The sequence below is a fragment of the Lactiplantibacillus garii genome, from assembly GCF_003885105.1.
In the GTDB taxonomy this organism is placed as follows: domain Bacteria; phylum Bacillota; class Bacilli; order Lactobacillales; family Lactobacillaceae; genus Lactiplantibacillus; species Lactiplantibacillus garii.
Genome location: NZ_QWZQ01000028.1, coordinates 1 through 26,746, shown reverse-complemented (window position 1 = coordinate 26,746; position 26,746 = coordinate 1). Strand labels below are relative to the sequence as shown.

Here is a 26,746-nt window from a genome sequence, read left to right as displayed (position 1 = left end):
TTTAATTGATGGCCCAATTGTAACCGCTGTCTTATAAATTGTCAAACGTTTATCAATTTAGTGCAAAATAAATTGATTGGTGTTATTATAGCGGTATCAAACGTTAAACATACAGGAGTAAACACAATGAAAAAATGGACAACTCAGCAACGCTACGCGCCCTATGGTAGTTATTCCGCGGAGACCCTTGCAGGGTTAATCCGTGCACAACGCAACTCCCGTTGGCACTTAAGCTTTCACATTCAACCCCGTTCCGGACTACTTAACGATCCGAACGGGTTTACCTACTATAACCATCAGTGGCACGTCTTCTATCAAAATTTCCCGTACGGACCGGTCCACGGGTTAAAATCTTGGCGTCACGTGACGTCCCCAGACCTCGTTCACTGGCAAGAAGATCAGCTAACGCTGGAACCGCGGGCACCTTATAGTACCCAGGGGGTATACTCCGGGTCGGCCCTTCCCGTAAACGACCAGTTATTTCTAATGTACACCGGTAACGTGCGGACCACTAACGGCGGACGAATCAGTACGCAACTCGGGGCGTGGCTAAACCAAGACGAACAATTAACGGCGAGCGACCTGCCTTTAATTACCCAGCCCTCCGGGTACACACCGCACTTCCGGGACCCCCAAATCTTGCACGTTGGGAAAACCTACTACGCACTTTTAGGAGCGCAACGTGCAGACCACCAGGGTCAAATTTTACTGTATCAAGCGGATGCGGTTAACGGTCCCTGGTCATTAGTTGGTCCCCTTGACTTAGGCCATGCCGACCTCGGTTACATGATTGAGTGTCCTAACTTGGCATTCGTTGACGGTCACGTCGTTTTGATTTTCTGTCCGCAAGGGTTAGACCGTCAACGAATCCCCTACGCTAATATTTACCCGAACATGGTTATTGTCGCGGATGCCGTTGACTGGCAAAACGCCCGCCTGGTGAATCCCGGACCCGTGACTAACTTGGACGAGGGTTTCGACTGTTACGCCACCCAAGTGGTTAATGGTCCCGACCACCAGGCTTACGCCATTAGTTGGTTGGGGCTTCCAGACACTACTTATCCCAGTGACCGGGAGGGGTGGCAGGGCTGCTTAAGCCTCGTCAAAGCCCTCCACGTAGTCAACGGTCAACTACGTCAAACTCCGGTTACAATTCCCGCGGCTACCAGTCACTTTGAACCGTTACGTGATACACTGAAGGGACGAGAAGTTTTAACCTTTGACCTGAACCAAGTTCCCACTGGTAAGATCGCCCTTGGTAACGGGCACGAGGAACTGGCCCTCACGTTTGACGGCCAAGCCCTCACCATCGACCGTCGAATCGCTGGCGAACCAGTTGACAGCGATTATGGTAACACCCGTAAGCTCGACCTCCTCCCAGGGAGCCACCAGTTGGCTCTGTGGCTGGACCGTTCGTCCTTTGAACTATTCATTGACGACGGTCAGCGGGTCGCTTCCGGGCGAATTTTCCCCCACTTCGATACACCGTGGCGGGTGACAACGGCCCTTGATACGCCCGTTCAGGTCACGGGGCAACGACTTCCAAAATTGAACTAACGGAGGCCAGAACATGGCAAAATTATCCGACGTGGCAGCCCTAGCCGGGGTTTCCGTCACCACGGTCTCGCGGGTCATCAACAACTACGGCTCGCTCTCTGAAAAAACAAAACAAAAAGTGTTCGCCGCCATGCGCGACTTAAATTACCAACCAAACAGTCTCGCCCGGTCCTTACAAGGTAAACAGACCAAGCTGATTGGTCTCATTTTCCCGGGGGTCAGCAATCCTTTTTTCGGGGAACTGGTCCAAGACTTGGAAAGCCAACTCTTTAAACGTGGTTACCGGGTCATTTTATGTAACTCAATTGGTGACGCGGAAAAGGAACGCGCCTACGTTCGGATGTTACTCGCTAACCAGGTTGATGGCATCATTGCCGGGGCCCACAACTTATCCATTCCCGAATATCAACAGATCAACGCGCCTTTAATTTCTTTTGACCGCTACTTAGGCGATAACATTCCCATCGTCAGTTCTGATAACTATGACGGGGCCCGTATTGCGACAAGTTCACTGCTAGATACCGGGGCCCACGATATCTGGTTACTGACCGGTGCCAACCGACCGGGAAACCCGACGAACGACCGCTTGCGTGGCTATCAAGACGTGCTCAAGGAACACCAACTAACCCCGCACGTTATTGAACTGCCATTTAGCACCGCTCCCGAAGTGAAATGGGCAACGCTCAAACGCGAATTGGCCAAACACGTTCCGGACGGGGTCTTTGCCACCGATGACATGACTGCCATCATGGTGATGCAAATTGCCCGGACTCTCGACATCAAAATTTCAGAACAGTTACGAATCATTGGCTACGACGGCACTAATTTAACGCGGAATTACTATCCCGAATTGGCGACCATCGTTCAACCCATTGCGGCCATTAGTTCGTTAATGATCGACCTGCTATTGCAGCGAATTGCTGACCCGGACACGGCCCTTGAAGACCGTTACGTCTTACCCGTACGACCATACGCGGCCCAATCGTTACTGGGAAAATAACCGTTATTCGGTTTGCAAACAATTTTTATGTAATCGTTCACAAACATTTTTAATAAGAGTATACTATTAAATAATAAGAATATATATTTATTGATTTGGAGGATTTACTATGCTTTTAGGTGCAATTGAAGCCGGCGGTACTAAGTTTGTGTGCGCGACCGGTGATGAAAACGGGCAAGTTAGTGACCGGATCTCAATCCCTACCACCACACCCGCAGAAACGATGGTAGCCGTCGACGACTACTTTACCAGCCACCCGGTTGAAGCCATTGGAATCGGGTCGTTCGGTCCGATTGGGGTCAATCCAAGCGACCCGAAGTACGGCTACATCACCACCACACCCAAACCAGGCTGGGGCGATTTTAACTTTTTAGGCCACTTAAAGCAGAAGTTTGATTTACCCCTTTACTGGACGACCGACGTCAACGAAGCGGCTTACGGTGAAGCCGCCATTGGGATTGCTAAGGACGTTCCAAATAGCATCTACATGACGATTGGGACCGGCGTGGGTGCCGGGGTCATTAGCAACAACCATATTTTTAACGGCCGCACCCACACCGAACTAGGCCACATGCGGATCAACCGCCTACTCGGTGACGACTTTGAATGCAACTGCCCCTACCACGACGTTTGCTTAGAGGGCTTCGCGGCCGGTCCCGCCATTGGTAAACGGACTGGCAAGGCTGGTAAAGACGTTGCCCCAGATAATCCGGTTTGGTCCCTCGTTGCCGACTACATTGCGCAAGCCTGCGTTAACTTGACCGTTGCGTTCGCACCGGACAAGATTATCCTGAACGGTGGTGTGATGAAACAAAAACAACTCTTTCCGCTTATCCGTCAAAAGTTTGCAACGTACTTAAACGGTTACGAAGAAGTTCCCACTTTGAATGACTACATCGTCCCCGCCGGATTAGGTGACAACTCCGGAATTGCCGGGGGACTGCTGCTGGCTAAACTGGCTTTAAATCATTAGTGAACTAACCACCGCCCCGAGCAACCAGTCATAAATAACCGGTTGCTCGGGGCGCTTTACGTGAACAATACGGAACCTTTATGATAACTTTGCATTAGTCAGTTACAGTGAAACCGTAACACCGTACCCCCTAGCTATTTTCTACGGAAACTGATTACACCCCAATCAACAACGGGTATCACTAAACCGCTGTTAAAGTCACCCCAACGCTGCCATGTTGGGGTGACTTTTTACAAACGCTATGTGAGTGTAGCGTTTAGGGGATTGCTACTTTCCCAGGTCCGGCTAATGCCTGCGCTTGCTACGCCACCAGCAACATGCCAAAACCGCATGCTACTGATGGCTAGGCAATGCTCAGCATCAACCCGCCGGAACTTCACACTCTACACAAAAAGACCCGCACCCTTCGATGCGAGCCATTTAGGAGTAGGTTAGAATGAGAGTTGTCATTCTAGGGTTGGTACTTGATCCCCGCCAGTTTCGGCCAGGCAGAGATCAAGTCGGTTGTTTGCTAATTTATTTTGTCGAAACGGTATCCGCCACCGCCACCGACTGACCATTTAACTCGATCGTTAACGGTTCCCCGCTAACTAACGTGACCGTCGTTCCCTGTTGGTCAACGTCGACTTTCAGTAAACGACCCCGGAAGTTAACGTGGAATTGGTAGTGCGTCCAAGCTTTCGGTACGAACGGTGCAAACGCCAAGGTATCGTCCCTGACCCGCATTCCCGCAAAGCCTTGCACAATTGCCAACCACGAGCCGGTCATCGACGTAATGTGCAACCCGTCGACCGTATCGTTGTTGTAGTTATCCAGGTCTAAACGGGCCGTCCGCTGATACATTTCAACCGCTTTGTCTTCGTAGTGTAAGTCGGCCGCCAAAACCGCGTGAACGGCGGGCGACAAGCTTGATTCGTGGACCGTTAACGGTTCATAGAAATCAAAGTTAGCCTTCTTTTGTTCCGGTGTAAAGCGATCCATAAAGTAATAGATCCCTTGTAAAACGTCGGCTTGCTTAATGTACGGCGACCGTAAAATGTGGTCCCATGACCAGTGCTGGTTGATTGGCCGCTGGTCCGCTGGAATCGAGGATGCCGGCTTTAGGTCTTTATCCAGGAACGTATCTTGCTGGACAAAGATCCCCAGCTTGTCATCGTGTGGGAAGTACATCCGGTCCACAATATCTTGCCACTTCGCCAATTCGTCGGCACTGATGTTTAAGTCAGTACGCTTATCCGCTGTAACCTTTTTCAAACTAGCCAACGTGTACTCTAACGTCCAACGTGCCATGAAGTTGGTGTACCAATTGTTATTCACGTTGTTTTCGTATTCGTTTGGGCCGGTGACCCCGTGAATCATGTACATCTGCTTACGCTCTGAGAAGTGGACCCGGTCCGCCCAAAACCGCGAGATAGCCGTTAATACGTCAATTCCCTTGGTCTTCAAATAAGTGTCGTCGCCCGTATAACGGGTGTAGTTAAAGATGGCGTAAGCGATGGAACCGTTACGGTGAATTTCTTCAAACGTAATTTCCCATTCGTTGTGGCATTCAATCCCGTTAAAGGTCACCATCGGGTACAACGCCCCGGCTAAGCCCTGTTGCTTGGCATTATGGAAGGCCCCTGCTAATTGGTTATAGCGATATTCCAACAAGTTTTCGGTCACTTGGGGTTTCGCTAACGACAAGTAGAACGGTACTCCGAACGCTTCGGTATCCCAATAAGTCGCACCACCGTATTTTTCACCGGTGAAGCCCTTAGGACCGAGGTTCAAGCGCTTATCCTCCCCGTAATAAGTTGAGAATAACTGGAAGAGGTTAAAGCGAATACCTTGTTGGGCCGCGTCGTCACCGTCAATCACCACGTCGGCTAATTCCCAGCGTTTAGCCCAAACAGCTTCGTGAGCCCGTAGTAGGTCTTCGTAAGTCGCGCCACTCAACTTTTCACTGAGTTTTGCCAAACCGCTACGTAGCGCTTGTAAACTGTCATAATCACGGGAAGTCACGACAATGACCCGCTTTTCAAAATTCTGCGTTTCATCGGCAGCTAGCGTTCCACGGAAAATGTTGGTAACCGCCTTTTCAGTTTCAGGTGCGTTGGCCCCCCGAAAATCGGTCTGGTGCAACATTTGCATTCCCAGGGTAAAACGGGGCGTTCCAAAATCATTCGGTTTGGTTTCAGCAATCATGCTGCCACCGGTAACGGCGTGACTCTTATCAAGGACTTGCCAGAACTGTTCGTCATAGTTGGCGTCTTCGTTAAAAACGTCGGCGTCAATTTGGGAAATAAAGCCGATTTGAACCGGTTCGGCACTCAGGTTGTGAACACTATAATGGACGTCAAACAGTTCCTTTTGGGCGGCACTGACAAAGCGGTCAATCAAGAACTGGACCCGCTTGTCACCCTTCGTAACGATAAATGAACGCCGCAAGACGCCGGTATGCATGTCCAAATCGACCGTAAAATCACTAATTTCGTCCTTCGCCAAGTCAACTTGGTCACCGTCGATCGTTAAATTGACCTTAATGAAATTGACCGCGTTAACGACCTTGCCGAAGTAGTCCGGGTAACCGTTTTTCCACCAGCCAACCCGAGTTTTATCGGGATACCAAACACCACCGATGTAGATGCCCTTTAAAGAATCATTGGAATAGTGTTCCTCAAACATACCGCGCATCCCCATGTAGCCGTTCCCGATACTCGTCATACTTTCTTGTAAACGTTTATCCGTCGGGACTAATTCGTGACTAACCACGTGCCACGGATTCACTTCAAAAATACGTTTCATTTAACTGCTCCTCCTAAACCGAATTAACGAATGACATCCTTGGTTTCAGGATCAAAGAAGTGGGCCTTAGCCATTTCAAAGGCAACTTCAATGTTTTCACCCGGATTATGGTAATCCCGTGCGTCCACTTTTGCGGTGAACTTCGACTTTCCGGCCGTGCAGTACAACATACTGTCGGCACCCAAGAATTCAGAAACCATGACTTTGGTTTTCACAATTGAGTCCGGCATCGCTTCCAACGCGATCCGTTCCGCGTGAATGTCTTCCGGTCGGATCCCAACGATCATTTGTTTTTGGTCGTAACCCTGGGCTTTCAAAACCTTCAATTGCCCTTCCGGCACGGCCACGTCTAAGCCTTCACCATCGGTTACCCGGCCATCGTGCAGCGTCGCGGTAAAGAAGTTCATGGAAGGTGAACCCATGAAACCGGCCACGAACTGGTTAACTGGTTCGTTGTAGAGTTCGTGCGGCGTCCCAACTTGCATGATCTTCCCGTCATTCATAATCACGATCCGGTCGGCCATGGTCATCGCTTCGACTTGGTCGTGGGTGACGTAGATCATGTTGGTCTTTAAACGTTGGTGCATTTGGGCGATGGTCGTCCGCATGTCGACCCGCAGCTTAGCATCCAAGTTAGATAACGGTTCGTCCAGTAAGAACGTCCCGGCATCCCGGACGATTGCCCGGCCCAGTGCAACCCGTTGCCGTTGCCCACCAGACAAGTTCGCTGGTTTACGTTGCAAGTATTCGGTTAGGCCTAACTGTTCGGCGGCGTTATCCACCCGCTTTTTAATCTCAGCCTTGCTGTACGTTTTACGAATTTGTAACCCGAAGGCCATGTTATCAAAAACACTCATGTTCGGGTACAGCGCGTAGGTTTGGAAAACCATCGCGATGTCCCGGTCCTTAGGTTCCACGTCGTTCATAACTTGGCCGTTCATCTTAAAGTTACCTTTACTGATATCTTCCAACCCGGCAATCATCCGTAACGTGGTCGACTTCCCACAACCGGACGGGCCGATGAAGAAGATGAATTCGCCGTCTTTAATATCCAAGTTCATATCGGTAACGGAGTAATTTTCGTTACCTTCGTATTTTTTGTAAATGTGTTCGAGATTCATTTCAACCATCGAAATCCACTCCCCTGTTTTCTCACTACTAAGCTACGTCCTAATACGCAATCGGCCGCAACCGGTTGCTTTTACGTTCAAAAATTAAAGCTGATAGTCAGCTAGTTGGATTGATCAGCAACCTTAGTGGCCGCCGTATCCGTGGCATATTTGATCAAAACGGGTTGACCGTTAACGGCCAGTTTACCATCACTAACCTTGACGTCCGCATCCGTTAACAAGTTCGAATACGTTGCCGTTTCCAGCGTCGTGGCGACCGTTGTTACCTGTCCCTTTAAAGGAATAAAGGCAACTAGGGCTTCACCAGCACCCCGGTAAGTCACTTTGATGACCCCGTCTTCCACTACGGCTAATTGGTAGTCAGCCGCCCGCATAACGGGTAATTTTTTAATGCTGACTAGTTTTTGGATCAGACTCGTTATGTCACCATGCCGGTCAGCCACAATGTCATCCTTATCAAAGAGGGACGGCTCGTGTTCGGCCAAGAATTCCTGACCGTTATAAATTAACGGAATACCCCGTTGCAGGAAGATCCACGTTAAATTGTTTACGGCTTCGGGTTCGCTGTGTAACAAACTCATCATCCGCGCGTTATCGTGGTTTTCCAAGAACCGCATCTTAACGTAATTAGCTGGGAAGGTGGCATCTTGCCGTTGTAACAAGTCAACGTAACGTGCCACGGTGCTTTGTCCCTGCCAATATTCTTTAAAATCACTAAATACGTCGTAATCATAAGTCATGTCAAAGGCTTGGAAAAGTTCACTATCGGATAAACCGACGTACCCCTGCGCCCGAAGCTCTTCAATAAAGCCGCTCCCAGCGGATTCAGCTAACCAGAGGGTTCCCGGGTGCTTAGCGTTAACTTGCCGCCGCGCTTCCAACCAGAAATCGAGGGGCACTAACGGGGCAACGTCGCAGCGGAACCCGTCAACGAACTGGCTCCAGTAAAGTAAGGTGTCGATCTGGTACTGCCAAAGTTCGTGGTGACCGTAATCCAGATCTTTTACATCGCTCCAGTCACCGACCTTGTTGGTTAAATGACCGTCGGCGTCGTGGTAAAACCATTCCGGGTGTTGGGTCGCAAGCACCGAATCGGGGGAAGTGTGGTTGTAGACGATGTCTAGCATCACTTTCATCCCGAGTGCGTGCGCCTTTTCCGTCAATTCTTTGAAATCATCGATGGTCCCGTATTCCGGGTTGATTCCCCGGTAATCCTTGATTGCATATGGTGAACCCAACGTTCCTTTACGGTTGGCTTCCCCAATCGGATAAATTGGTAATAGCCATAGAATATCCGTTCCGAGGTCCTTGATCCGTTGCAGATCAGCGGTGACCGCGGCGAATTTACCAGATTTCGAATAATTCCGGACGAACACGGAATAAATCATGTCGTTGCGTAACTCCGTTTGCGTATCGCGTGCCATTAGTCTTCCTCATTTCTCTTTTAATTCCAACCGGTTAAAAGACGCCGGTTTCATCAACTTCTGGATCTTTAAATTTAGTTTTAAGGTAAACCCACAGTACGACAAAGGCTAAGCTCAGGGACTGAACGGTCAGTTCAATCGTCACGTCAAAGTGAATCAAGCCGATGACCATTGCCAGTAAGCTTCCAATGCCCATCATCATCAGCGCTAAGTTGACGGCTTCGCGATAATTGCGAATGTGAGTAATCTTGTTGTGGCGTGACAGGAACAAGAAGAACGCCGCGCCGTTAACGAGGATCAAATTGACCCCCACGATGATCAGCCCGAGTGTCATCAACATGAACAGGCCAATCATCACTTTATTACTTTGATACCAAGAATCGACTAAGAAATCGTGCGCGTTGGTCTTTAAATCGTACGTCGGCACGTACTTGGCGTTAAATTCACTACCGACCGACTTAACTTGAAACGTTTTGGCGTGCATGTTGATCACGTTTTTACGTCCCGCCATGTCGGCGGCGGTGAGGTTAAAACCGGCCACCTCGTTACCGTTCTTAAGAATGACTTGGTGTTTTACGTTGGTAAACTGCTGATCCTTAAAACCGGCTTGCTTAAAGGCCGTTTGCATCGCCGAACTATCAGCCATCCGGTCAATTGCCGGTAAAAACGGCTTTAAGTTAAAGTTCGTTTGGTGATTGTAATAAAACGGGATCGGCATGACCATCACCGCCGTTAAGAAGATAAACAGGACGATGATCTGTAACCAGTTGTACTTGTCACGGTTGGCAAACATTCTTCGAGGTGAGAAGAGACTGCCGAAAAACCGGACTGGGAAAGCCGTTGCGCCTTCTTTTTTTGCTGTCATTTGCATCTAATTTCACCCCTACTAAAGTTTGTGTTAACCCTTGCTCCCACCAGCGAGTAATCCGGAAACGAAGAACCGTTGCAGGTAGAAGAACAGGCAGGCAATTGGTAACGCGACTAAGATCGCCCCCGCCGAGAATAGTACGACTTGTTGATTTTGTGCGTTATTAATGAACGTTTGTAACCCCACGGCAACCGTGTAGTGTGATTCAGATGTCAGTAAGAACTTCGCCATCAGGTAATCTTGAACTGGTGACATGAAAGCCCAGAGCGCCTGAACCGCGATCATTGGTTTAACCAGTGGTAAGACGATTGACCAGAAAATTTTAAAATTGCCGGCCCCGTCCAACTTGGCAGATTCGTCCAGGTCGTACGGCACGTTATCGAAGTATCCCTTCATTAACCACGTATTTTGTGGAATCCCACCACCAATGTAAATGGCGGTTAGGAACCAGTAGTGGTCCAAGGCGTTTAACATGTTAGCTAAAACGTAGTAAGCCGTTAAAGCCGCCATGGTTGGCACCATTTGAATGACAATGAAGAACGTCAAACTGAATTTCTTACCGGCAAAGCGGTAACGACTATAAACGTAACCCGCTAAGGTCACAACGATAACTTGAATAACCATGCATGAGATTGAAATGATCATGGTGTTCAAGTACCAGCTGCCGTACAGCGTCGTGGTAAAGAGTGCTTTGAAGTTCGCTAACGTCCACTTGCCACCAAAGTCGAGCACGAAGGCTTGAACGTTGGCATCCTTGAAAGCGGTAATGAACGTGATCAATACCGGATAAATGATGATGATTGCCAAAACAACCATGTACAGGTACGTAAAGAACTCTTTCCAGAAACGATGCCGCCGGGCGCTATTTTGTTTGGAATTTACATTTTTTGGTGCTGCAGTTGCATTTTCCATAACACTAGTCCCCCATTTCAAACGCGTGCGTCTTCTTGAAGACGATCAGCGAAATCCCGATAACCAGTACGGAAATGATCAACGTAACGGCGGCCGCCAGTGAGTACTGCGGTGACGTCCCGGTCGTTAACTTGTAGATCCATGAAATCAAGATATCAGTCCCACCGGCGTTAGCGCCGACATCACCGGGACCCCCTTGGTTGAACAGGTAGATCATCGAGAAGTTATTGAAGTTAAACGTGTATTGCGTCACGAAGATTGGTGCGGCAATCGCAAAGATGGTCGGTAACGTGATCCGGTTGAATTTCTGCATCACGGTCGCACCGTCCAACGTTGCGGCTTCGTATAAATCTTCGGGAATGGCTTGCAAGATCCCGGTAATCATCACGTAGATGTACGGGAATCCTAACCAGCCTTGAATCATAATAATGGCTACTTTGGTCCAGAAAGTGTCGGTCATCCAGTGGATCGGCGCAATGTGGGCAAACGGAACTAAGGTGTTCCATAAGCCAATGACTTGCACGTTGATGGCACCGGCAGAATCGTTAAAAATGTTCGAAAAACTCATAATGGAAACGAAGGCGGGAATGGCCCATGGGAGTAGGAAAATCACCCCAAAGAACCGCTTGCCCTTGATAAAGTTTTGGTTGGCAATGACCGCCGTAGCGATTCCAATAATAATTTGTAACGTCGTGGCACAAACGGTCCAGATGACGGTCCAGCCAAAGACGGCGTTAAACGTCGACCGGTAACCACTCAGGAAGAACATCGACGTGAAGTTCTTAAAGCCGACCCAGTCCAGCAACATGGCTGGCGGAATGTGCGCGAAATCGTAGTTCGTAAAGGCCATCAGTAAGGTGACCAGTACGGGGAACACGATGGCGAAGATCATCAGGATGTACGCCGGAATCGTTAGTAAGTAAGCAAAGCCCCCACCAACGAGGTTGGCCCCCAGTTCTTTGAACGTGTGGGAAACCTTCTTACCGTTATTTAACAACTGTGCAACGTGTTTCGCGTCGTACATGTTCGCAATCCAGAAAATAATGAATAGAATGGTGATTAAAATTTGTAACGTCCCGTAGATCATCATAAACAGGGAGTTATCTTGCATCGAAACCGACCCGAGCGTAACCAGGTTTGCAAACGCATTGATCCCGCCAAAGGCTAGCTGTGCAATGAACGCCAGTAAAATGATGATGAAGAGGACACCCTTGATCGTTTGGCCGTTATAGAACTGACCCAACCCGGGAATAATTGACAGGCGTTGCGCTTTTTTTGCATCTTTTTTCTGCATGTCGCCCGTACCCCTTTCCTAATAAATCCTAAATTAAGTGCATTTTTCTTTTTAAAAAGGCTGAGACAAAACGAATTTTGTTTCAGCCCCCTTAAACGCTATTTAAAATAATGTCTAGTTGTCATACTTCTGAGAGATATTAGTTGAAATGGTCTTTTGTGCTTTGTTAGCAGCTTGTTTTGGTGTCATCTTGCCGCTAGCAGCGTTGGTAACCATCGTTTGAGCTGGTGTCCAAACTTCAGCCATTTGTGGCAAGTTAATCAAAGGAACATCCTTGTCGTACTGCTTAGAAACGGCGCTGGCCATGTCATCACCAGAGGCAACGGCGGACTTACGTGCAACCGTGTTGGCCGGAATTTCACTAGCAGACTTGTAAAGACTCTTTTGGCTAGCATCGTTTGAAATGAAGTCTAACCAAGCTTGAGCCGCGGTCTTGTGCTTAGAGTAGTTTGAAATTGCCCAAGCTTTCCCACCGGCAAACGCTTGATAATCCTTACCGTTAGTCAAAGTAGGTAAAACGGCAACCCCGTAATCGATCTTAGACTTCTTGTAAGTTGAAGCCATCCAAGGACCATCGATAACGGCCGCGGTCTTGCCAGAAGTAAATTGTGACGTTACGAAGTTTTCGTTGGAGGTCACGTTTTGCATCCCACTTGGCCAGTACTTCGTGAACCACTTGGTCATGTAAGTTAACCCTTCAACGGCACCGGCGTTGTTCAAGCCGAGTTTCTTGGCGTTAGTGTTGTTGTCACCGAAGACGTAACCACCGTAACCCTTGATCACACCAAATGAGTTATAGAAGTTAGTCCACTGTGTTAAGAAGGCAACGGACTTCGTCTTGTCGTTAGCGTAAGCGTACTTGCTGCTCTTAGCTAACTTTTCAAGTTCGGTGAAGCTCTTTGGCGCGTTCTTAATCAACTTCTTGTTATAGTAGAGAACGTCGGATTCGATGGTAACGGGCGCCGCGTAAACCTTACCTTTGTAAGTAACGGACTTCTTACCAGTGCTATTGTACCGACCGTTAACTAACTTAACCGTAGATAATTGACCTTGTGACGCCATTTGACCAACCCGGTCGTATGGTGCCATTAAAACGTCGGGTCCCTTACCTGAAGGGCCGTCCAACTTCAAAGCGTCGTCTTCATCAAGCATGGCCTTGTATGAAATCTTAACTTTAACGTTGTACTTCTTTTCAAACTTTGGAATCACAGACTTCATATATGATTTATACGAAGGGTCCGCTGAAACCTTTAACGTCTTATCCATCTTTGATGAAGAGCTGGACGATGACGATTTACTATTACCACAACCTACAAGCGTGAGTGCCAAGCCAGTGGCTAACGCACCCATCCCCAACTTTTTCCAAGTACTCATAGTGCTTCCTCCTTGCGAAGTATCTTAATTCATTTACCATAATTTATTATGCAACTGTGCAAACGCTTTCGCAAGCGTTTTCGTAATGTTAACGTTAACAATATTTGTTAAAAAATAAATCCTAGCTCATTAAATAGCTAGGATTTACTGTTAAATTAGGATTTATACCAATTAATAAAATGTTAACGATATTTGTTTATAAACATTAACATAGGTAATACTATACCAATTGATGCATAACCAATCACTACCAGGTTAGTCGGGCGCCACCACGATGTTACTCCACGCTGGTAAGGTAACTTGCTTTTCGGTTACACTCGCACCGCCTTGCACGAGTAACGTGCGTTTTCCTGCAAACGGTAACGTGTAGGTTTGCGGTTGGTTAGTTAAGTTACAAATAACCGCTGCTTGCTGCTGATCATCATCAATCAGGTAAGTAAAGAGCCGCTCATCGCTTGGTAACATGATAAATTGTCCGTTAACGAACGGGGCCTGCTGCTTCAAGGCTAACAACTGACGGTAATAGTTAAAGACACTGTTAGCGTCCGCCATCTCGGCCTGGGCATTCATATTATCAGTTTCCCCGTGTTTCCACGGTAAGTGATCGGAGAAGCCGTGATAGGCCGTATCGTCCCATTGCATCGGGCCCCGGCCCGCCATTTTATGGGTTTGATTGAGCATGGCCAGAATTGCCGGCATTTTTTTGCCCGCGGCCTGGGCACTGGCGACGAAGTCCGGCACCGTCTGATCTTCAAAGTCGGCCACGTTCTCGTAACGAATGTTGGTCAAGCCCAATTCTTCACCGTAGTAAATAATGGGGATCCCCCGTTGCAAGTAGAGTGCGGTGGCCAGCGACTTAGCACTGGCCACCGGGTAATCCGCGTCGCCGTAGCGGGTAGCTACCCGGGCCATGTCGTGATTATTCCAATAAAGCGTGGGCAAACTAGTCCCAGCTAGGGCCGCCTGAATCCCAACGGTGTGCTGCTTGTAGGTGGTCACGTCCATGGGGCGCGGTTGAAACGCGTCGGAGAAGTGCGGGTCGTCACCGGAATTATCATCGGCAAACGTCTTAAACGTAATCACATTATCACACTCGTCGCTCCCCGGTTTCGTATAATCGACCATCAGGTGCGGATCGGCGGAAGACGCTTCCCCGACCACGTAGGTTTCGGGGTGCTTAGCCTTGATTGCCGCCACAAAGTCGTGCAAGTACTGGTGAACTTTGGGCAGGTGCGCGTAAAACATGTCACTAATAATCGGGGTCTGGTCACCAGTCACGCTCGGGTACGTTTGCCGAAAATCAGCCTTGGCTAAGTGAATGAAGGCGTCGAGGCGCAGACCGTCGATCCCCTTATCGACCCAAAATTCAGCAACGGCTTGCATGGCTTGTTGGACCGCCGGGTTTTTCCAGTTAAGGTCGGGCATCCGCTTATCAAACAAGTGGAAATAATACTGGGAACCGCCGGTCGGGTCCTTTTCCCAGACACTGCCCCCGAAGAAGGAACCCCAGTTATTGGGCCGGCCCCCGTCCGCGGCGGGGTCTTGCCATAAGTAATAGTCCCGGTAAGGACCAGTTGGATCAGCTAACGCTTGTTTAAACCACGGGTGTTGGTCGGAAGTATGGTTCAAAACGAAGTCAAAAATAATGTGCATTCCGTTAGCGTGCACCGTTTTGATCAACGTTTCAACTTCGGCCATTGTGCCCAAGCGCGGGTCAACTTGATAATAGTCCGACACGTCGTAGCCGTTATCAACTTGCGGTGATTGATAGATGGGGTTTAACCAAATGGTGGTGATCCCCAGTTGTTTCAAGTACGGCACCTTAGCCGTGATCCCGGGAATATCGCCCACCCCGTCATGGTTACTGTCGTTAAAACTTTTAGGATAAATTTGATAAATGGTTTGGTGGTCATACCAGTGTTTACTCATAAAATTGCTCCTCTATGCACGGGTCGATTCCGAGATCGATAACCGTGAATTAATAATGATTTTTTCCTGCGCGTGGGGCTGACTTTCCGTATCCGGGTGCGCGATGTTGGCTAACAATAACCGTGCGGCGGCCCGGCCCATTGCCTCTAAGGGTTGCTGCATGGTCGTTAGGCGTTTAGACGCGATCTGGTTTAATAGAACCCCGTCAAAGCCAATGATCCCGTAATCGTCGGGGACCCGCCCGCCTTGCAGGATGACGCCGTCCTCGATGCCGATAGCCAAACGGTCACTCGCACAAATAAAGGCGGTATTGCGGGGAAATTCCCGCCAATGCTGGCGCACGTAATCGGTCGCGACGTGACAATGGTTCGCCAGCCGGATCATCCGGGCGCCCACACCGGTTTGGGTCACGAAGTCGCGAAAACCCTGCTCACGGTCCGTTTCAAAGGGTTCATCCACCGCGATTCCGACAAAAACCAGGTTCGTATAACCGGTTTGGACGGCGTAACCCGCACTGTCTTGAATCGCCTGGTAATTATTAGTGTCAACGTAATCATAACCCTGCTGGTTGCGGCCGAAAAAGACGACTGGTTGTCGTAACTGTTCGACCCAGGCGTAATTTTTTTGCCGAATGCCCGTTAAAATATACCCGTCACACTCCCCAACTTCGTAACTATTACTCGTGGCGAGTTGCAACGCGTACTGGTGTTGATTCAGTTCGTTGGAAATTCCGGCCAGTAGCATCATGTAGTACGGTTCGGTGGTGTCCATATCCTCAAAAATGGTCAATTTAACGACCCGCGTCCGCCGACTCACTAACGCCCGCGCGGCCGCGTTGGGTTGATAATTTAACTCGGCCATCACGTGCAAAATACTATCGCGTAATTCCGGTCGAACTTGTTCTGGATGGTTGATCGCCCGCGAAACCGTCATTTTAGAGACGTTGGCCCGCTTAGCGACATCGTTTAACGTTGCCATTAACTAAATTCCCCCTCTTTAGCTGAATCCTGGTACCCGCTACTTACTTTAATGATTTGATTTGGTGCACCGAATGGCGTTTGACAATTTGGTGCGGGACAATCACCGCCGTGGACAGTTCGTCCGTCGGGTGATCGGCCATAGCAATTTTTGCAGCTTCCTCCCCTAAGCGTTGGGGAAAGACGGCAACCGACGTGAGGGTCGGGTGTGCCAGGTCGGAAAAAATCGAGTTATTAAACCCAATCAGTGAAAACTGCTTAACTTTCCATTCCGGATCATTATGGAGCACCTGTTGGAGCTTTAATGCCATCATATCGTCAACCGCAACAAAACCAGTCACGTCGGGGTACTGCTCGAAGAAAGTTTTGAGTGCCGCCACGCCGGCAGCGTGGTTTTCAAACCGTTCTTCCAACATAATGTTGGGTAAATTTTGTTGCATCATGGCCCGTTGGTACCCAAGCATCCGGTCACCCTGGACCATTTTAGTTAAATCTGAATATAAAAAGCAGATCCGGCGGTGTCCCCGGTCCAGCAAATACTGGGCCGCGTCGGTTCCCGCCTGAATATTGTCGTTATCCACGTAGGACGTCTTGTTGACTTCCTGGTACGGTTTGCCAATCACCACGTACTGCACGTCAAAGTGGTTCAAGCGGGCCACGACCGGATCATTTTTTTCTGAATATAACAAAATAAAATTCCGAATATGTCCCTGAGCAATCATCACGTCAATGTTATGTACCAGTTCGTCACTGGAAATGCCGGTCGCCAGCGTCGTCATTGACCCGTTTTTACTGCAGACCTCGTTGATTCCGCGAATCATTTCTAAGAAGAACGGGTTCGAAAAAATTTCGTGGTGGTCTACGGGTAAAACGACGCCAATCGTGTTACTAGCCTTCGTTGCCAGGTTTTGAGCGTTAAAATCCGGTGCGTAATTTAATTCCCGGGCCGCTTTTACAACCTTGTCCCGGGTTGGTTTACTAATAATTTTACTGCCATGCATTGCACGGGAAGCCGTCGATGGCGACACCCCCGCACGCTGGGCAACATCCTTAATTGTTGCCATGTTGTTCCCCCCGATCTAATGGTTTCTACACGCTTAAATATAAAACGTTTTCAAATCTTTTGCAAGCGATTGCATAAATTTGCGTAATTTAATTTCACAATTTTTATAATTATCCCGCACGACTTAAAATTCCTCACAACCCGTGGTTGGTTAAATTTAACTGGCATTAACCCACCTTTTCCACTACAATACAAGTTAATCAATCATTTTGGGGGAATCTTATCACTATGACTTCACAATCCACCGTTAAAAAACTCACGTTACTCGGCGTGCTGACCGCCATGCAAATTGTGCTGGGCAGCCTCCTCTCCATTCAATTTTTAACTACCAAAATTGCCTTTGCCTTTATTATTGTGGCGTTAACGGCCCGGCTCTTTTCACCACTCGTGACTGCCGGCAGTACGGCATTAGCCTACTTTTTAGGCATGTTGCTGTTTCCGAAGTTTACCTTTTTTCCGGGGTTCATTTTAACCGCCTTTTTAACCGGCTTGACGTTCGGTCTGGCTTTTCAGCACCACACGACCCTGACCCGCGTCCTATGCGCCAATTTCATCGTGGTCTTCGTTTGGAACTTCATTCTTAATAGCCTGTGGCTCCACACCATGTACATGACCCCGTGGACAGTACTACTGACGACCCGTTTGATCCAAGAAATCGTGACCTACCTCATTTATACCGCCGTTTTATTAGCCCTCTTTAAGGTTCCCGTTCTTAATCAGCTGACGAGTAAGTTCAAGCTGCAATAAAAAAAGGCCGCCAGCCACTCCAAAATCGAGTAGCTGGCGGTCTTTTAACCTTTATAACGCACGGAAATCACTCCAAGTGACGGTCCCGCTTATTTAACGTACTTAGCAACCTGGGTCCCCGCTTGACGGCCGAAGATCACGATTTCGGCTACGGAGTTTCCACCAATGCGGTTATCCCCGTGCAGCCCACCGGTTACTTCACCAGCAGCGTAAAGTCCCGGGATCGCCTGACCGGACTTCTTCAACACTTCGGTTTGCGGGTTGATCTTAACCCCGCCCATCGTGTAGTGAATGCCGGGGGCAACTTTAATGGCGTAATACTTCGGCGTGTTCAACTGGTTGTCCATCCCGGTCGTCCGCTTGTACTGCGCATCCTTTTTGTTCTTAACGTCTTTATTCCAAGTCTTGACCGTTGTTTTTAGGTTAGCGCTGGAAACGCCCAGTTTTTTAGCCAACCCGCTCAAACTATCGGCCGAAACGACCATTCCCTTCTTTTGGTACTGGTTGATGGCCGTGACCCGTTTCTTCACGCCTCCGTCAAAAAGCACGTACGCGTACTTTCCGGCCTGTTTGTTAATGGCCGCTGAAACGACGTCCCGGGTCCCCATCTCGTTCGTAAACCGCTGGCCCTGCTTGTTGATCAGGATTCCACCTTCACCACGAACGGCTTCCCCGACTAGGTACGGCGGCTTTTGATAAACCGTTGGGTGAATCTGGATCTTATTCATATCAACCGTATAACCACCTAGCTTGGTGATCATCTTGATCCCGTCACCGGTACTCCCAGCCTGGTTGGTCGTGACGTACTTAACCAAATCCGGACGATATTTTTTGATCATGGACTTGCTAGCCCCAAAGCCCCCGGTCGTTACAATAACGGCTTTAGAACTGATTGTTTTGGTCTTATCCTGGTTAAATTTAACTTTAACCCCGTCAACCTTGCCCGCCTGCTCATTGATCTTAGTTACGTCGGCGTTAACGTAGATTGGTATGTTATTTTTCTTAACGTTGCGGAGTAAGCCACTAACTAAGTAGCCCCCAACCGCGGAACCATCGGCCGGACGGTGCGTCCGTTTCACGCTCATCCCACCAGTGATCGTTAAGTTGGTCAGCTTGATACCCATGCCATCTAACCAATCCACCGCGCTGGCAGAGTGGTCAACAAAGAAGCGTAACATCTTTTTATCGTTGGTCCCGTGACCGCCCTTTAACGTTTCGTTATAGAATTTATCGTTTGAATCTTTAACTCCGGCTTTTTTCTGAACCTTCGTTTCCGAAGCGTTCATCCCCGAAGAAGCCTTCAGGGTGTTCCCACCGGCTACCGGCATCTTTTCTAAGATGACCGGGCTCAGCCCCTTTTCCTTAGCGGCTAACGCAGCGGACATACCGGCACCACCGGCACCCACGATAACCACGTCGTACTTCGACTTCAAGTCCTTCATGGCCGAATACTGGGTTTTGGACGCCCCGGTCGTGACCTCCGTCTTCTTAGAACTACTACTGCTACTTGCCTTTTTGGTGGTGTTGGCATTGCCACACCCCGATAAACTCGCGGCCACCATTGTTAAACTGGCGACAACTGAGAATAAGCGTGCCTTCATCATCTAGTCCCCCTAAAAATGAAATATTGTGAATTTATTCATTTATTGTAACACGCCGTTCCCAGCTTAATAACCCCTTTATGTAAAAATTAATCAACTTCTTACCGCTTATTATGATAAATATTCACAATGTAAATCGGCCGTTGGGGTAACTTTAAAACGCGCCAACTACTCAACCTTAACTGAGCAATTCGCGCGTTAATTTTTCTTATCGTGTGTGGAAACAGTCACTACGCACCAGTTTATGCCGTTTAGTTTAACGCGGCGACCATCCCATCCAAAAAGTCCGCGACCTTTCCCACAAAAACTTGTTGGGACGCGGCCATTATCGGGGCAGTCGCATCCTGGTTCACGGACAATACGTGCTGGGCACCGGTTATCCCGGCTAAGTACTGGTCGTCTCCGGAAATCCCGAGGTTGATCAGCACTTCGGGAGCCACCGGGATGGCGTTACCCCCAACTTGTTGATCAATGCTAAACTGTTCTAACATCGTCAGCGGTTGAGTAACCGCGATGGCCGCTCCAATCCACTTGGCCAGTTGCTGGGCTTGCAATAGGACGGCGGGGTCCAGGGCCCCCCGTCCTAAAGCTACGATTCGTTTAGCCGTGGCAATGCTGCCCACGTTAACCGGAACGTCCTTGGTCAAATTCAGCTTTTTAACGACCCGGTGCAGGTCCGCCACGGCAAGTTGTTCCGGTTCGATAGCTTTGGCGCCGTCAACCGGTGCCGCCGGGGCGTTTAACTGACTCGTTGCAAACGCCGTTGCTAAATCGGCCGGCGTTCCCATCAACAGGGGCAACGTTTGAAGGTCACGGGTCAGTGCCATGAGTGGTGAGCGGCGACTGTAAGCTAAGTCACCAATTAAACCAGTCACGGCCGTTAACTGGGCAACGCCCTGCTGACTAGCATTAAAACCCGTTAGTGCCGCCGCGGACGCAAACGGAACGTGTGCGTCAATTTGATCCGCTACGGACAGTGCGCTAAGTGCTACCGCGTGGGCGGTTGCGAGTAACGGGGTCAGCTCAACTAGCGGGGGTTGTTCACCTAGTGCTAATTGTTTGATTTGGGTCGCGGCGTGGTTCAAAATTCCCGCCACTACCGCACTTAACAACCCGCGTCCAACGGCTTGCGCGCGTTGCATGATTGGGAAGCCCTGACCAATCTGCCCCAGCCGGTCAGTCGCCGTCACCTTGACTTGATCCAGTTCAAGGTCGGCCACGGCTAACCCGGGTAATCCTAAGGGTTCTAGCGGGTTACCCGTCGTTACCCCGGGGTGGTTTGCGGAAACCAAAAAAGCACTCGGAACGTTGGGCGGCGTCTGCGCCACGATCAAGTAAGTTTGGGCCCGGCCAGCATTTACCACGTGCTTGACCGTACCGGTCAGCTGCCAACCGTCCGTTACTGGCAGTGCCGTTACCGCCGCAGTCGGCGTGCCGGTCGTGCCCAGTGCGGGAAGCCCGATTATTTTCAACTGATCCAAGTAGGTTTGGCGCTGTGCCGTGGTGCCGAAAGTGAGCACGGCGTCCGCCACTTGCCACCAGGTGGCTAACAACGTGGCCAAACTAGCCGATACCTGGGTCACGGCCAGTAGACACAGGGTTTGTTGGCTCAGCCGATCAGTATCGGCTAACCCCGTTTGTGGCAATTGCCGCTGACGCAGTGCCTCTAAAACGGCCGGCTTCACTTGCCCCGTCATGTCCACTTCCGCCGCAAGCGTGATTAAATTTTCATCCATTAAGGTCGTCAGCCGTTGCCATTGCTGACGCTGTTTAGCGGTTAAATTCAATTCCATCCCGGTCCCTCACCTCATCTAATTTCTTAGCTCTAACTTACCACAATTTTAAGCCCGCCACGGTCCAAAAAGTATTTCCTTTTCTAAATAACCATCAGATAGCGGGGTGCAACGCCGCCGGGGAAACTTACCTTAAATTCAATCAATTGAGGGCCTAACTAAATACAAAACCAGCAAGCTTCCCCCGTTTAGGAAAACTTGCTGGTTTAACGCCCACTTAGCGTACTGCGTTCAAGGCCCGTGGCCGTTCCGTTCAACAACCTACGTTTCGGCAAAACCGTACTCTAAAATACCCATGTAAGCCTTGGCCCGTTCTACGATCCACTGGACGTCATCCATGGATTTAACGTCGTGATTTTTAACCATGTGGGCCTGAAACTCGGCAAAAACTTGATTGTAAACTCCCATGATCAAGCCAATCACGACGTCCCGGTCTAACCCGGGACGCAGAGTCATTTTATCTAAAACCTGTCCAATCATCGTCCGCGTCACGGCAATACTTTGTTCATACAACGCCTTGATCTGTGTCTGGACCTTTTCGGGCAACTGGTCCACCTCACCGTACGCGTTGATCAGTACCTGCATTTCATCCGGGTGACTGCGCCCAAATTCACTCTTGTACTTAGTGCCATTAACGACCAACGCGACCAGGTCTGTGGGTATTTCGTACGCCTTGGGGTCGATCGTCGCCATAATGGTCGCCGTCGCCGCTTGAACCGTGGCAACGTATAGGGCCTGCTTGCTGCCGTAGTAGTGAAATATCAAGCCCTTAGAAACTTTTGCCGCCGCCGCAATACTGTCCGTTTTAGCGTCCCGGTACCCGTCTTTGGCGAACGCGTGTTGCGCCGCTTGCATAATTCTTGCAACCTTTTGCGGATCCTTGGGTACTTCCTTAGTCGTCATCTTAGTCGTTCCTTTCCGCTACTGGGCTAAATCCCGCCGCCGGTAGCCAATTGCTGCTACGATTAATAGTAGCACAGTTAACGCAAGGCACCACCAGTTGGTTGACCAATCGACACCCTTTACCGGAACCTTATTCACAAAACCTAACGGGGTTAGGTGCTTAGACCACTTGGGCAGCTCAATCAAATTGCCAAGGTACAGGGAAAAGAACCCGTATGCGACCCAGACCCACGCTAAGAACCGCCACTTAGGAAACCATCCACTCAGCAGACTCGCAAACGCGACCATGACCAACATGGCGGGAAGGTACGCCGCAAATACGTGCCAATACGTTCGCCAACCGATGGGATCGTGCATATTTGTTAGTCCCATTAAATACATCCCGAGTAAACCGGCCGCAAAGACTAGCGTACCCGTAAGCAGCGCCCAACCACTATACGCCGCCCAGACGTGCCACCGCGACGTCGCGGTAGCGGCAACTTGGTGTAGATAGCCCTTACGCTCGTCACCGACCAGCCTTAACATCAACTGGATGGCTGGAATCAGCGCCACGACGGCCATAACAATCGCTAAAATCGCAATAAAGTTTTTGACCACTAACCGGTTGGCCGCGGCCAGGGCGGTCGCCCCTAATAATTGTTTGATCATCGGGTTACTCTTCGCCAAGTCACCAATCGTGTTAAAGACCGAGCCGTAAGACGCCCCCAGAACTAAGTTACCAACGATCCAAGCAATCATTAAATCGCGCGCTTGGCGCCAAAGCAAGCTAGCCGGCCCGCGTAACCAACCACTGGCCCGCCGACGTCCCCGCCGCGTTGCGAGTAGTCCGGCACCGAGGTCGCGGTGTAAATTTAACCCCGTTGCGAATCCCAAACTAACTAATCCTAATAATAAGTACATTAGCACGGGGAGCCAGTGGTTAGCTTGGTACGCCCCAATTTTTTCAATCCAACCAAACGGAATCCACCACGTCAAGTGTGGGTGACTGACGTCGGTGCCCATCCGTGCGACGTACATCACGCCCAAAACAGTATAGCTTAACATGGTGGTACCACCGGCATTATCGGCAATTTGCGCAACCAACAGGGTCACCATGCCAAACGCCCAGCCCAGCGCGGCCAACGCGAAGCCGATCAACCAGTTTCCCGCCGTATCCGCCCCGGGCATGTGTGCAACTTGAAGCCCCGCACCAAAGAGTACGCCAATGACGCCGTTTAACAGGGTCAATTCGCTTACCCCGGCAAATAGCGGGGCACCGCGGCCCACCGCGTGTGCCCAAACTAGTTCAAGCAAGCCGGCGTCTTCATCCCCCCGCGTGGTCGCGACCGCAATCATAATATTCATGACGACCATAAACAACGCCATAAATACCACCATCTCGGTAGCAAACACCTTTGCCGTGGTGTACGGCTGCTGGGCCGTAAACGCGCCAAATAGCGAAACCATCGCCGGCGTCTTTAAGGTTTTAACAATTTCATTAATAGCCGTTTGGTCACTATAAATGCCATCAAATTTAGCCGCAATCACCGTTAGTAAGCCCGCCATAATCACGGTCCAGAGAACTAGTTTGACCCAGTCCCGTTTGAGGTTAAACCGGATCAATAAACCGCTCCGTTGAAAAATTGACGTTAAGTGCATCCCAATCACTTCCCCTCCGCTGGTTGTGTATCCGTTTCGTAATAACGCATAAACAGGTCTTCCAACGTGGGGGGCGTGGTTGTTAAGCTAACGAGTGTCCGGGCAGTCAAAAATTGGATCACGGTCGTTAACTGGTCCGCATCAACCGCCAAACTAACGTGGTTAGTGCCATCTTTAACGGTTAACCCGTGGACGCCAGCCAACTGATCTAACCCGTCAAGTCGCCGAACAGTTTGCACGTCCACCGTGGTTCGTGTCAGGTGACGCATTTCCGTAAGCGTCCCCGTTTCCACGATGCGTCCTTCGCGAATGATCCCAATCCGATCACACATTTTTTCAACTTCGGAAAGAATGTGGCTAGATAACAAAACACTCTTACCGCGTTGTTTTAACCGGAGAACTTCATTTTGGAAGGTTTGTTCGTTTAACGGGTCCAGTCCCGAGGTGGGTTCATCAAAAATATAAAAATCAGCGTCCGTCGAAAAAGCAGCAATGAGTGCCACTTTCTGCCGGTTCCCCTTGGAATAGGTCCGGGCCTTCTTCCGCGGATCCAATTCAAACTTTTTGATCAAGGCGTCCGTCCGGGAACTGTGTTTTTCACCGTTTAACTTCAAAAACAAGTCAATAATTTCTCCACCGCTTAAGTTGGGCCACAAGTAGACGTCCCCCGGTACGTAGGCAATGCGCTCATGGATGGCCACGCTGTCCTTCCAAACGTCCCGACCAAAAAAGGTGGCCGTGCCCGCACTCGCCCGTAAAATCCCGAGTAAAATTCGAATCGTCGTCGACTTACCGGCACCGTTGGGACCAATAAACCCAAAAACCTCCCCCGGATAAATAGCAAAATCAACGTCTTTTAGCGCTTCAAACTTTCCAAAGCGCTTTTGTAAGTGGTTCACTTTTAATAATGGTACTTGTTCCGTCATCCAACTCACTCCCATCGTCTTTTAGCGGTGTTCACCGCACCGTTGAATTTCAGGAGTAATCATAATCGTCATTGACCAGTAAGTCAATGACTTGCGAGTCAATTTAACAAATTAGTCGGCCAAAACCCATAATAACGGTAAAAAGAGAATAAAAAAACGTGTTCGGTCAATTACCGAACACGCGTTATCTTTAAGCTTAATAAAGCGTTGGTACTAAGCCACCGTCAGCCCGTAAAGCTTCACCCGAAAAGCTGCCCGCAAACGGACTCGCGACAAACACCGTTAAGCGGCCAATTTCGGCGGGACGAATCAACCGTTGAATTTGTGACAACGGCCGGTGATTGACCATAAAATCATGTTCCCACTGATTCTTTGGTAAATCCGAGTCCGCGTACATCTCGTTTAGCATGTGTTGGACCCCTTCCGTCAGCGTTGATCCCGGCATAACGGTATTCACCGTAACGTGGGTCCCCACCGTTAACTTCGATAGACTCTTAGCCAATGACAGGTTCATGGACTTAGTCATGGAATATTGCGGCATTTCACCGGATGGCATGACCGCTTCTTCACTGGCAATAAAAATAATTCGCCCAAAATCGTTCGCCAGCATGGCGGGGAGGTAGTGTTTAGCTAACCGGTTACCGGATAAAACGTTAACTTTAAAGAACCGTTCCCAAGTGGCATCGTCAATGTCCGCGTACGCCATCGGCCCAAAGATTCCCATATTATTAACTAAAACGTCAACGGTGGGAACTAACTTAAACAATTTTGCCGCTTCATCCGGGTCACTAATATCAAACGGAGCCGCGACGGGCGTCGTTTCCGGGTAATCCGCCGTGAGTTTATCAACCACGGCTTGAACCGTCTCCGCCCGCCGACCGTTAATCACCACGTCGGCACCCTCCTTCGCAAAGACTTCGGCGATTGCGCGACCAATCCCCTTAGTTGACCCCGTAACTAACACCCGTTTATGCTCTAATCCCATTTCCATTGGAAAATCCTCCGTTCAATTTTAATTCTGCGCATTAAGTTTAAACGGTTTGTTAAGTCAACTCAACTGTAACGCCCCGGCTAATATTTCCCGGGAAATTAAATGCAAAAAAAGATCCGGTCCGCCCAAACGGCTTCCCGGATCCTATGTACGCGACTATTCCGTGCTACTCTTTTCATATTCCTCTAGAACGGGCATGACGTAGCGTTCTTCAGCTTGTTTCCGCGCTAAAATAGCGTCATCCATGTCAGCAAATTGTTGGTTCAAAACCAACCGCCCCCGGTACATCAACCGGGCCACCCATTTTTGAGAGCAGCGGTCAAACGAAACCCCAATGACCCCACTGCGGTTGCGACTGTTCGGTTTTAACCGGTCAACGGACGTTCCTTGGTACAGTGGTAAATTATCACTGCGGCCCATATTTTTACGGGTCTTCGGGTTCTCAAAAATATTTTTGCGGCTGACGTCGGCTCGCAGACAACCACAACTCTTCGTGATGCCCTTACGCAACCGGTAACTGTCAACAACGACCTGCCGACCGCATGAACATTGACACAACCAACGGGCATTACCGTTGGGCGCACTTTCGGCACGTTCAACCACCGTCAAACGACTGAAGGTTTCACCTGTTAAATCTTTTAGTCGCATCAAAATCACCTCGCTAAGTTCTGACGACTATTCAACCCTACTTGGTTGAACTCAATAAATATAAGTTAAACTGATTTTGTGAAAATACTGTGACGAATACAAAAACATTCATAGTATAATTTATTATAGTTTTAATAAACCAAAGCAATTTTATAAACATACCACACATTCCGGCTTTGTCTTATAGTTTAGAATACTACTATTTTTATTT

21 protein-coding genes are annotated in these 26,746 nt (G+C 49.4%); 4 read left to right on the top strand and 17 right to left on the bottom strand.

Annotated elements, in window-relative coordinates:
* Positions 1–126: 126 nt before the first annotated feature.
* The 3 genes from D1831_RS08945 (at position 127) to D1831_RS08935 (ending at position 3,530) form a co-directional block, all read left to right on the top strand.
* Complete coding sequence (locus tag D1831_RS08945) at positions 127–1,557, top strand: sucrose-6-phosphate hydrolase (RefSeq protein WP_125072595.1); 1,431 nt, start codon at positions 127–129, stop codon at positions 1,555–1,557.
* 13 nt (positions 1,558–1,570) lie between these two features.
* On the top strand, positions 1,571–2,557 hold the full coding sequence (locus D1831_RS08940; RefSeq protein ID WP_125072594.1) for a LacI family DNA-binding transcriptional regulator: 987 nt from the start codon (positions 1,571–1,573) through the stop codon (positions 2,555–2,557).
* Positions 2,558–2,666: 109 nt separating this feature from the next.
* The gene (locus D1831_RS08935) at positions 2,667–3,530 is read left to right on the top strand and encodes a fructokinase (protein ID WP_125072593.1); all 864 of its coding nucleotides are present in this window, start codon (positions 2,667–2,669) and stop codon (positions 3,528–3,530) included.
* Between the two features lie 516 nt (positions 3,531–4,046).
* On the opposite strand, the gene D1831_RS08930 is transcribed toward D1831_RS08935, so the two are convergent.
* The 10 genes from D1831_RS08930 to D1831_RS08885 all read right to left on the bottom strand — a co-directional run bounded on the left by D1831_RS08930 (position 4,047) and on the right by D1831_RS08885 (position 17,289).
* The gene (locus tag D1831_RS08930; RefSeq protein ID WP_125072592.1) at positions 4,047–6,317 is read right to left on the bottom strand and encodes a glycoside hydrolase family 65 protein; all 2,271 of its coding nucleotides are present in this window, start codon (positions 6,315–6,317) and stop codon (positions 4,047–4,049) included.
* Positions 6,318–6,340: 23 nt separating this feature from the next.
* Positions 6,341–7,447, bottom strand: a complete 1,107-nt coding sequence (locus tag D1831_RS08925) for an ABC transporter ATP-binding protein (RefSeq protein ID WP_125072591.1) — start codon at positions 7,445–7,447, stop codon at positions 6,341–6,343.
* 101 nt (positions 7,448–7,548) lie between these two features.
* Positions 7,549–8,871 (bottom strand): alpha-amylase family glycosyl hydrolase, encoded by a 1,323-nt coding sequence (locus D1831_RS08920; protein ID WP_125072590.1) that lies wholly within the window; start codon positions 8,869–8,871, stop codon positions 7,549–7,551.
* Between the two features lie 34 nt (positions 8,872–8,905).
* The gene (locus D1831_RS08915) at positions 8,906–9,742 is read right to left on the bottom strand and encodes a DUF1189 domain-containing protein (protein ID WP_225422839.1); all 837 of its coding nucleotides are present in this window, start codon (positions 9,740–9,742) and stop codon (positions 8,906–8,908) included.
* Positions 9,743–9,769: 27 nt separating this feature from the next.
* Positions 9,770–10,651 (bottom strand): sugar ABC transporter permease, encoded by an 882-nt coding sequence (locus tag D1831_RS08910; RefSeq protein ID WP_125072589.1) that lies wholly within the window; start codon positions 10,649–10,651, stop codon positions 9,770–9,772.
* 4 nt (positions 10,652–10,655) lie between these two features.
* Entirely contained in the window at positions 10,656–11,945 is a 1,290-nt protein-coding gene (locus D1831_RS08905) for a carbohydrate ABC transporter permease (protein WP_125072588.1), read from the bottom strand.
* Between the two features lie 114 nt (positions 11,946–12,059).
* Entirely contained in the window at positions 12,060–13,319 is a 1,260-nt protein-coding gene (locus D1831_RS08900) for an extracellular solute-binding protein (RefSeq protein ID WP_125072587.1), read from the bottom strand.
* 255 nt (positions 13,320–13,574) lie between these two features.
* Positions 13,575–15,248 carry an alpha-glucosidase gene (locus tag D1831_RS08895; protein WP_125072586.1) on the bottom strand — a complete coding sequence of 558 codons (1,674 nt, stop codon included), beginning with the start codon at positions 15,246–15,248 and terminating at the stop codon, positions 13,575–13,577.
* Positions 15,249–15,260: 12 nt separating this feature from the next.
* Positions 15,261–16,226, bottom strand: coding sequence for a LacI family DNA-binding transcriptional regulator (locus tag D1831_RS08890; protein WP_125072585.1), 966 nt, complete (start codon positions 16,224–16,226; stop codon positions 15,261–15,263).
* Between the two features lie 43 nt (positions 16,227–16,269).
* Positions 16,270–17,289 carry a LacI family DNA-binding transcriptional regulator gene (locus D1831_RS08885; protein ID WP_125072584.1) on the bottom strand — a complete coding sequence of 340 codons (1,020 nt, stop codon included), beginning with the start codon at positions 17,287–17,289 and terminating at the stop codon, positions 16,270–16,272.
* A gap of 227 nt (positions 17,290–17,516) precedes the next feature.
* Between D1831_RS08885 and D1831_RS08880 the strand changes: the two genes are divergently transcribed.
* Entirely contained in the window at positions 17,517–18,035 is a 519-nt protein-coding gene (locus D1831_RS08880) for a folate family ECF transporter S component (protein WP_125072583.1), read from the top strand.
* Between the two features lie 89 nt (positions 18,036–18,124).
* On the opposite strand, the gene D1831_RS08875 is transcribed toward D1831_RS08880, so the two are convergent.
* The 7 genes from D1831_RS08875 to D1831_RS08845 all read right to left on the bottom strand — a co-directional run bounded on the left by D1831_RS08875 (position 18,125) and on the right by D1831_RS08845 (position 26,535).
* On the bottom strand, positions 18,125–19,636 hold the full coding sequence (locus D1831_RS08875; RefSeq protein ID WP_125072582.1) for a flavocytochrome c: 1,512 nt from the start codon (positions 19,634–19,636) through the stop codon (positions 18,125–18,127).
* Between the two features lie 251 nt (positions 19,637–19,887).
* Positions 19,888–21,429: an FAD-binding protein gene (locus tag D1831_RS08870; RefSeq protein WP_125072581.1), complete on the bottom strand. Its 1,542-nt coding sequence runs from the start codon at positions 21,427–21,429 to the stop codon at positions 19,888–19,890.
* A gap of 261 nt (positions 21,430–21,690) precedes the next feature.
* Entirely contained in the window at positions 21,691–22,332 is a 642-nt protein-coding gene (locus D1831_RS08865; RefSeq protein WP_125072580.1) for a TetR/AcrR family transcriptional regulator, read from the bottom strand.
* 18 nt (positions 22,333–22,350) lie between these two features.
* Positions 22,351–23,970, bottom strand: coding sequence for an ABC transporter permease (locus D1831_RS08860; protein WP_125072579.1), 1,620 nt, complete (start codon positions 23,968–23,970; stop codon positions 22,351–22,353).
* A 5-nt stretch (positions 23,971–23,975) separates the two neighbouring features.
* Positions 23,976–24,911, bottom strand: coding sequence for an ABC transporter ATP-binding protein (locus D1831_RS08855; protein WP_125072578.1), 936 nt, complete (start codon positions 24,909–24,911; stop codon positions 23,976–23,978).
* A gap of 181 nt (positions 24,912–25,092) precedes the next feature.
* Positions 25,093–25,887, bottom strand: coding sequence for an SDR family NAD(P)-dependent oxidoreductase (locus tag D1831_RS08850; protein WP_125072577.1), 795 nt, complete (start codon positions 25,885–25,887; stop codon positions 25,093–25,095).
* Between the two features lie 156 nt (positions 25,888–26,043).
* Complete coding sequence (locus D1831_RS08845; protein WP_125072576.1) at positions 26,044–26,535, bottom strand: alcohol dehydrogenase; 492 nt, start codon at positions 26,533–26,535, stop codon at positions 26,044–26,046.
* Between the last annotated feature and the right edge of the window lie 211 nt (positions 26,536–26,746).

What these genes read in the sequence shown, in the direction of transcription:
- D1831_RS08935 (WP_125072593.1), top strand. Translation starts at nt 2,667, where the DNA reads ATGCTTTTAGGTGCAATTGAAGCCGGCGGTACTAAGTTTGTGTGCGCG.
- D1831_RS08920 (WP_125072590.1), bottom strand. Translation starts at nt 8,871, where the DNA reads ATGGCACGCGATACGCAAACGGAGTTACGCAACGACATGATTTATTCC.
- D1831_RS08905 (WP_125072588.1), bottom strand. Translation starts at nt 11,945, where the DNA reads ATGCAGAAAAAAGATGCAAAAAAAGCGCAACGCCTGTCAATTATTCCC.
- D1831_RS08875 (WP_125072582.1), bottom strand. Translation starts at nt 19,636, where the DNA reads ATGAAGGCACGCTTATTCTCAGTTGTCGCCAGTTTAACAATGGTGGCC.
- D1831_RS08930 (WP_125072592.1), bottom strand. Translation starts at nt 6,317, where the DNA reads ATGAAACGTATTTTTGAAGTGAATCCGTGGCACGTGGTTAGTCACGAA.
- D1831_RS08915 (WP_225422839.1), bottom strand. Translation starts at nt 9,742, where the DNA reads ATGCAAATGACAGCAAAAAAAGAAGGCGCAACGGCTTTCCCAGTCCGG.
- D1831_RS08910 (WP_125072589.1), bottom strand. Translation starts at nt 10,651, where the DNA reads ATGGAAAATGCAACTGCAGCACCAAAAAATGTAAATTCCAAACAAAAT.
- D1831_RS08940 (WP_125072594.1), top strand. Translation starts at nt 1,571, where the DNA reads ATGGCAAAATTATCCGACGTGGCAGCCCTAGCCGGGGTTTCCGTCACC.
- D1831_RS08880 (WP_125072583.1), top strand. Translation starts at nt 17,517, where the DNA reads ATGACTTCACAATCCACCGTTAAAAAACTCACGTTACTCGGCGTGCTG.
- D1831_RS08855 (WP_125072578.1), bottom strand. Translation starts at nt 24,911, where the DNA reads ATGGGAGTGAGTTGGATGACGGAACAAGTACCATTATTAAAAGTGAAC.
- D1831_RS08885 (WP_125072584.1), bottom strand. Translation starts at nt 17,289, where the DNA reads ATGGCAACAATTAAGGATGTTGCCCAGCGTGCGGGGGTGTCGCCATCG.
- D1831_RS08945 (WP_125072595.1), top strand. Translation starts at nt 127, where the DNA reads ATGAAAAAATGGACAACTCAGCAACGCTACGCGCCCTATGGTAGTTAT.
- D1831_RS08925 (WP_125072591.1), bottom strand. Translation starts at nt 7,447, where the DNA reads ATGGTTGAAATGAATCTCGAACACATTTACAAAAAATACGAAGGTAAC.
- D1831_RS08870 (WP_125072581.1), bottom strand. Translation starts at nt 21,429, where the DNA reads ATGGAATTGAATTTAACCGCTAAACAGCGTCAGCAATGGCAACGGCTG.
- D1831_RS08860 (WP_125072579.1), bottom strand. Translation starts at nt 23,970, where the DNA reads ATGCACTTAACGTCAATTTTTCAACGGAGCGGTTTATTGATCCGGTTT.
- D1831_RS08850 (WP_125072577.1), bottom strand. Translation starts at nt 25,887, where the DNA reads ATGGAAATGGGATTAGAGCATAAACGGGTGTTAGTTACGGGGTCAACT.
- D1831_RS08900 (WP_125072587.1), bottom strand. Translation starts at nt 13,319, where the DNA reads ATGAGTACTTGGAAAAAGTTGGGGATGGGTGCGTTAGCCACTGGCTTG.
- D1831_RS08890 (WP_125072585.1), bottom strand. Translation starts at nt 16,226, where the DNA reads ATGGCAACGTTAAACGATGTCGCTAAGCGGGCCAACGTCTCTAAAATG.
- D1831_RS08845 (WP_125072576.1), bottom strand. Translation starts at nt 26,535, where the DNA reads ATGCGACTAAAAGATTTAACAGGTGAAACCTTCAGTCGTTTGACGGTG.
- D1831_RS08895 (WP_125072586.1), bottom strand. Translation starts at nt 15,248, where the DNA reads ATGAGTAAACACTGGTATGACCACCAAACCATTTATCAAATTTATCCT.
- D1831_RS08865 (WP_125072580.1), bottom strand. Translation starts at nt 22,332, where the DNA reads ATGACGACTAAGGAAGTACCCAAGGATCCGCAAAAGGTTGCAAGAATT.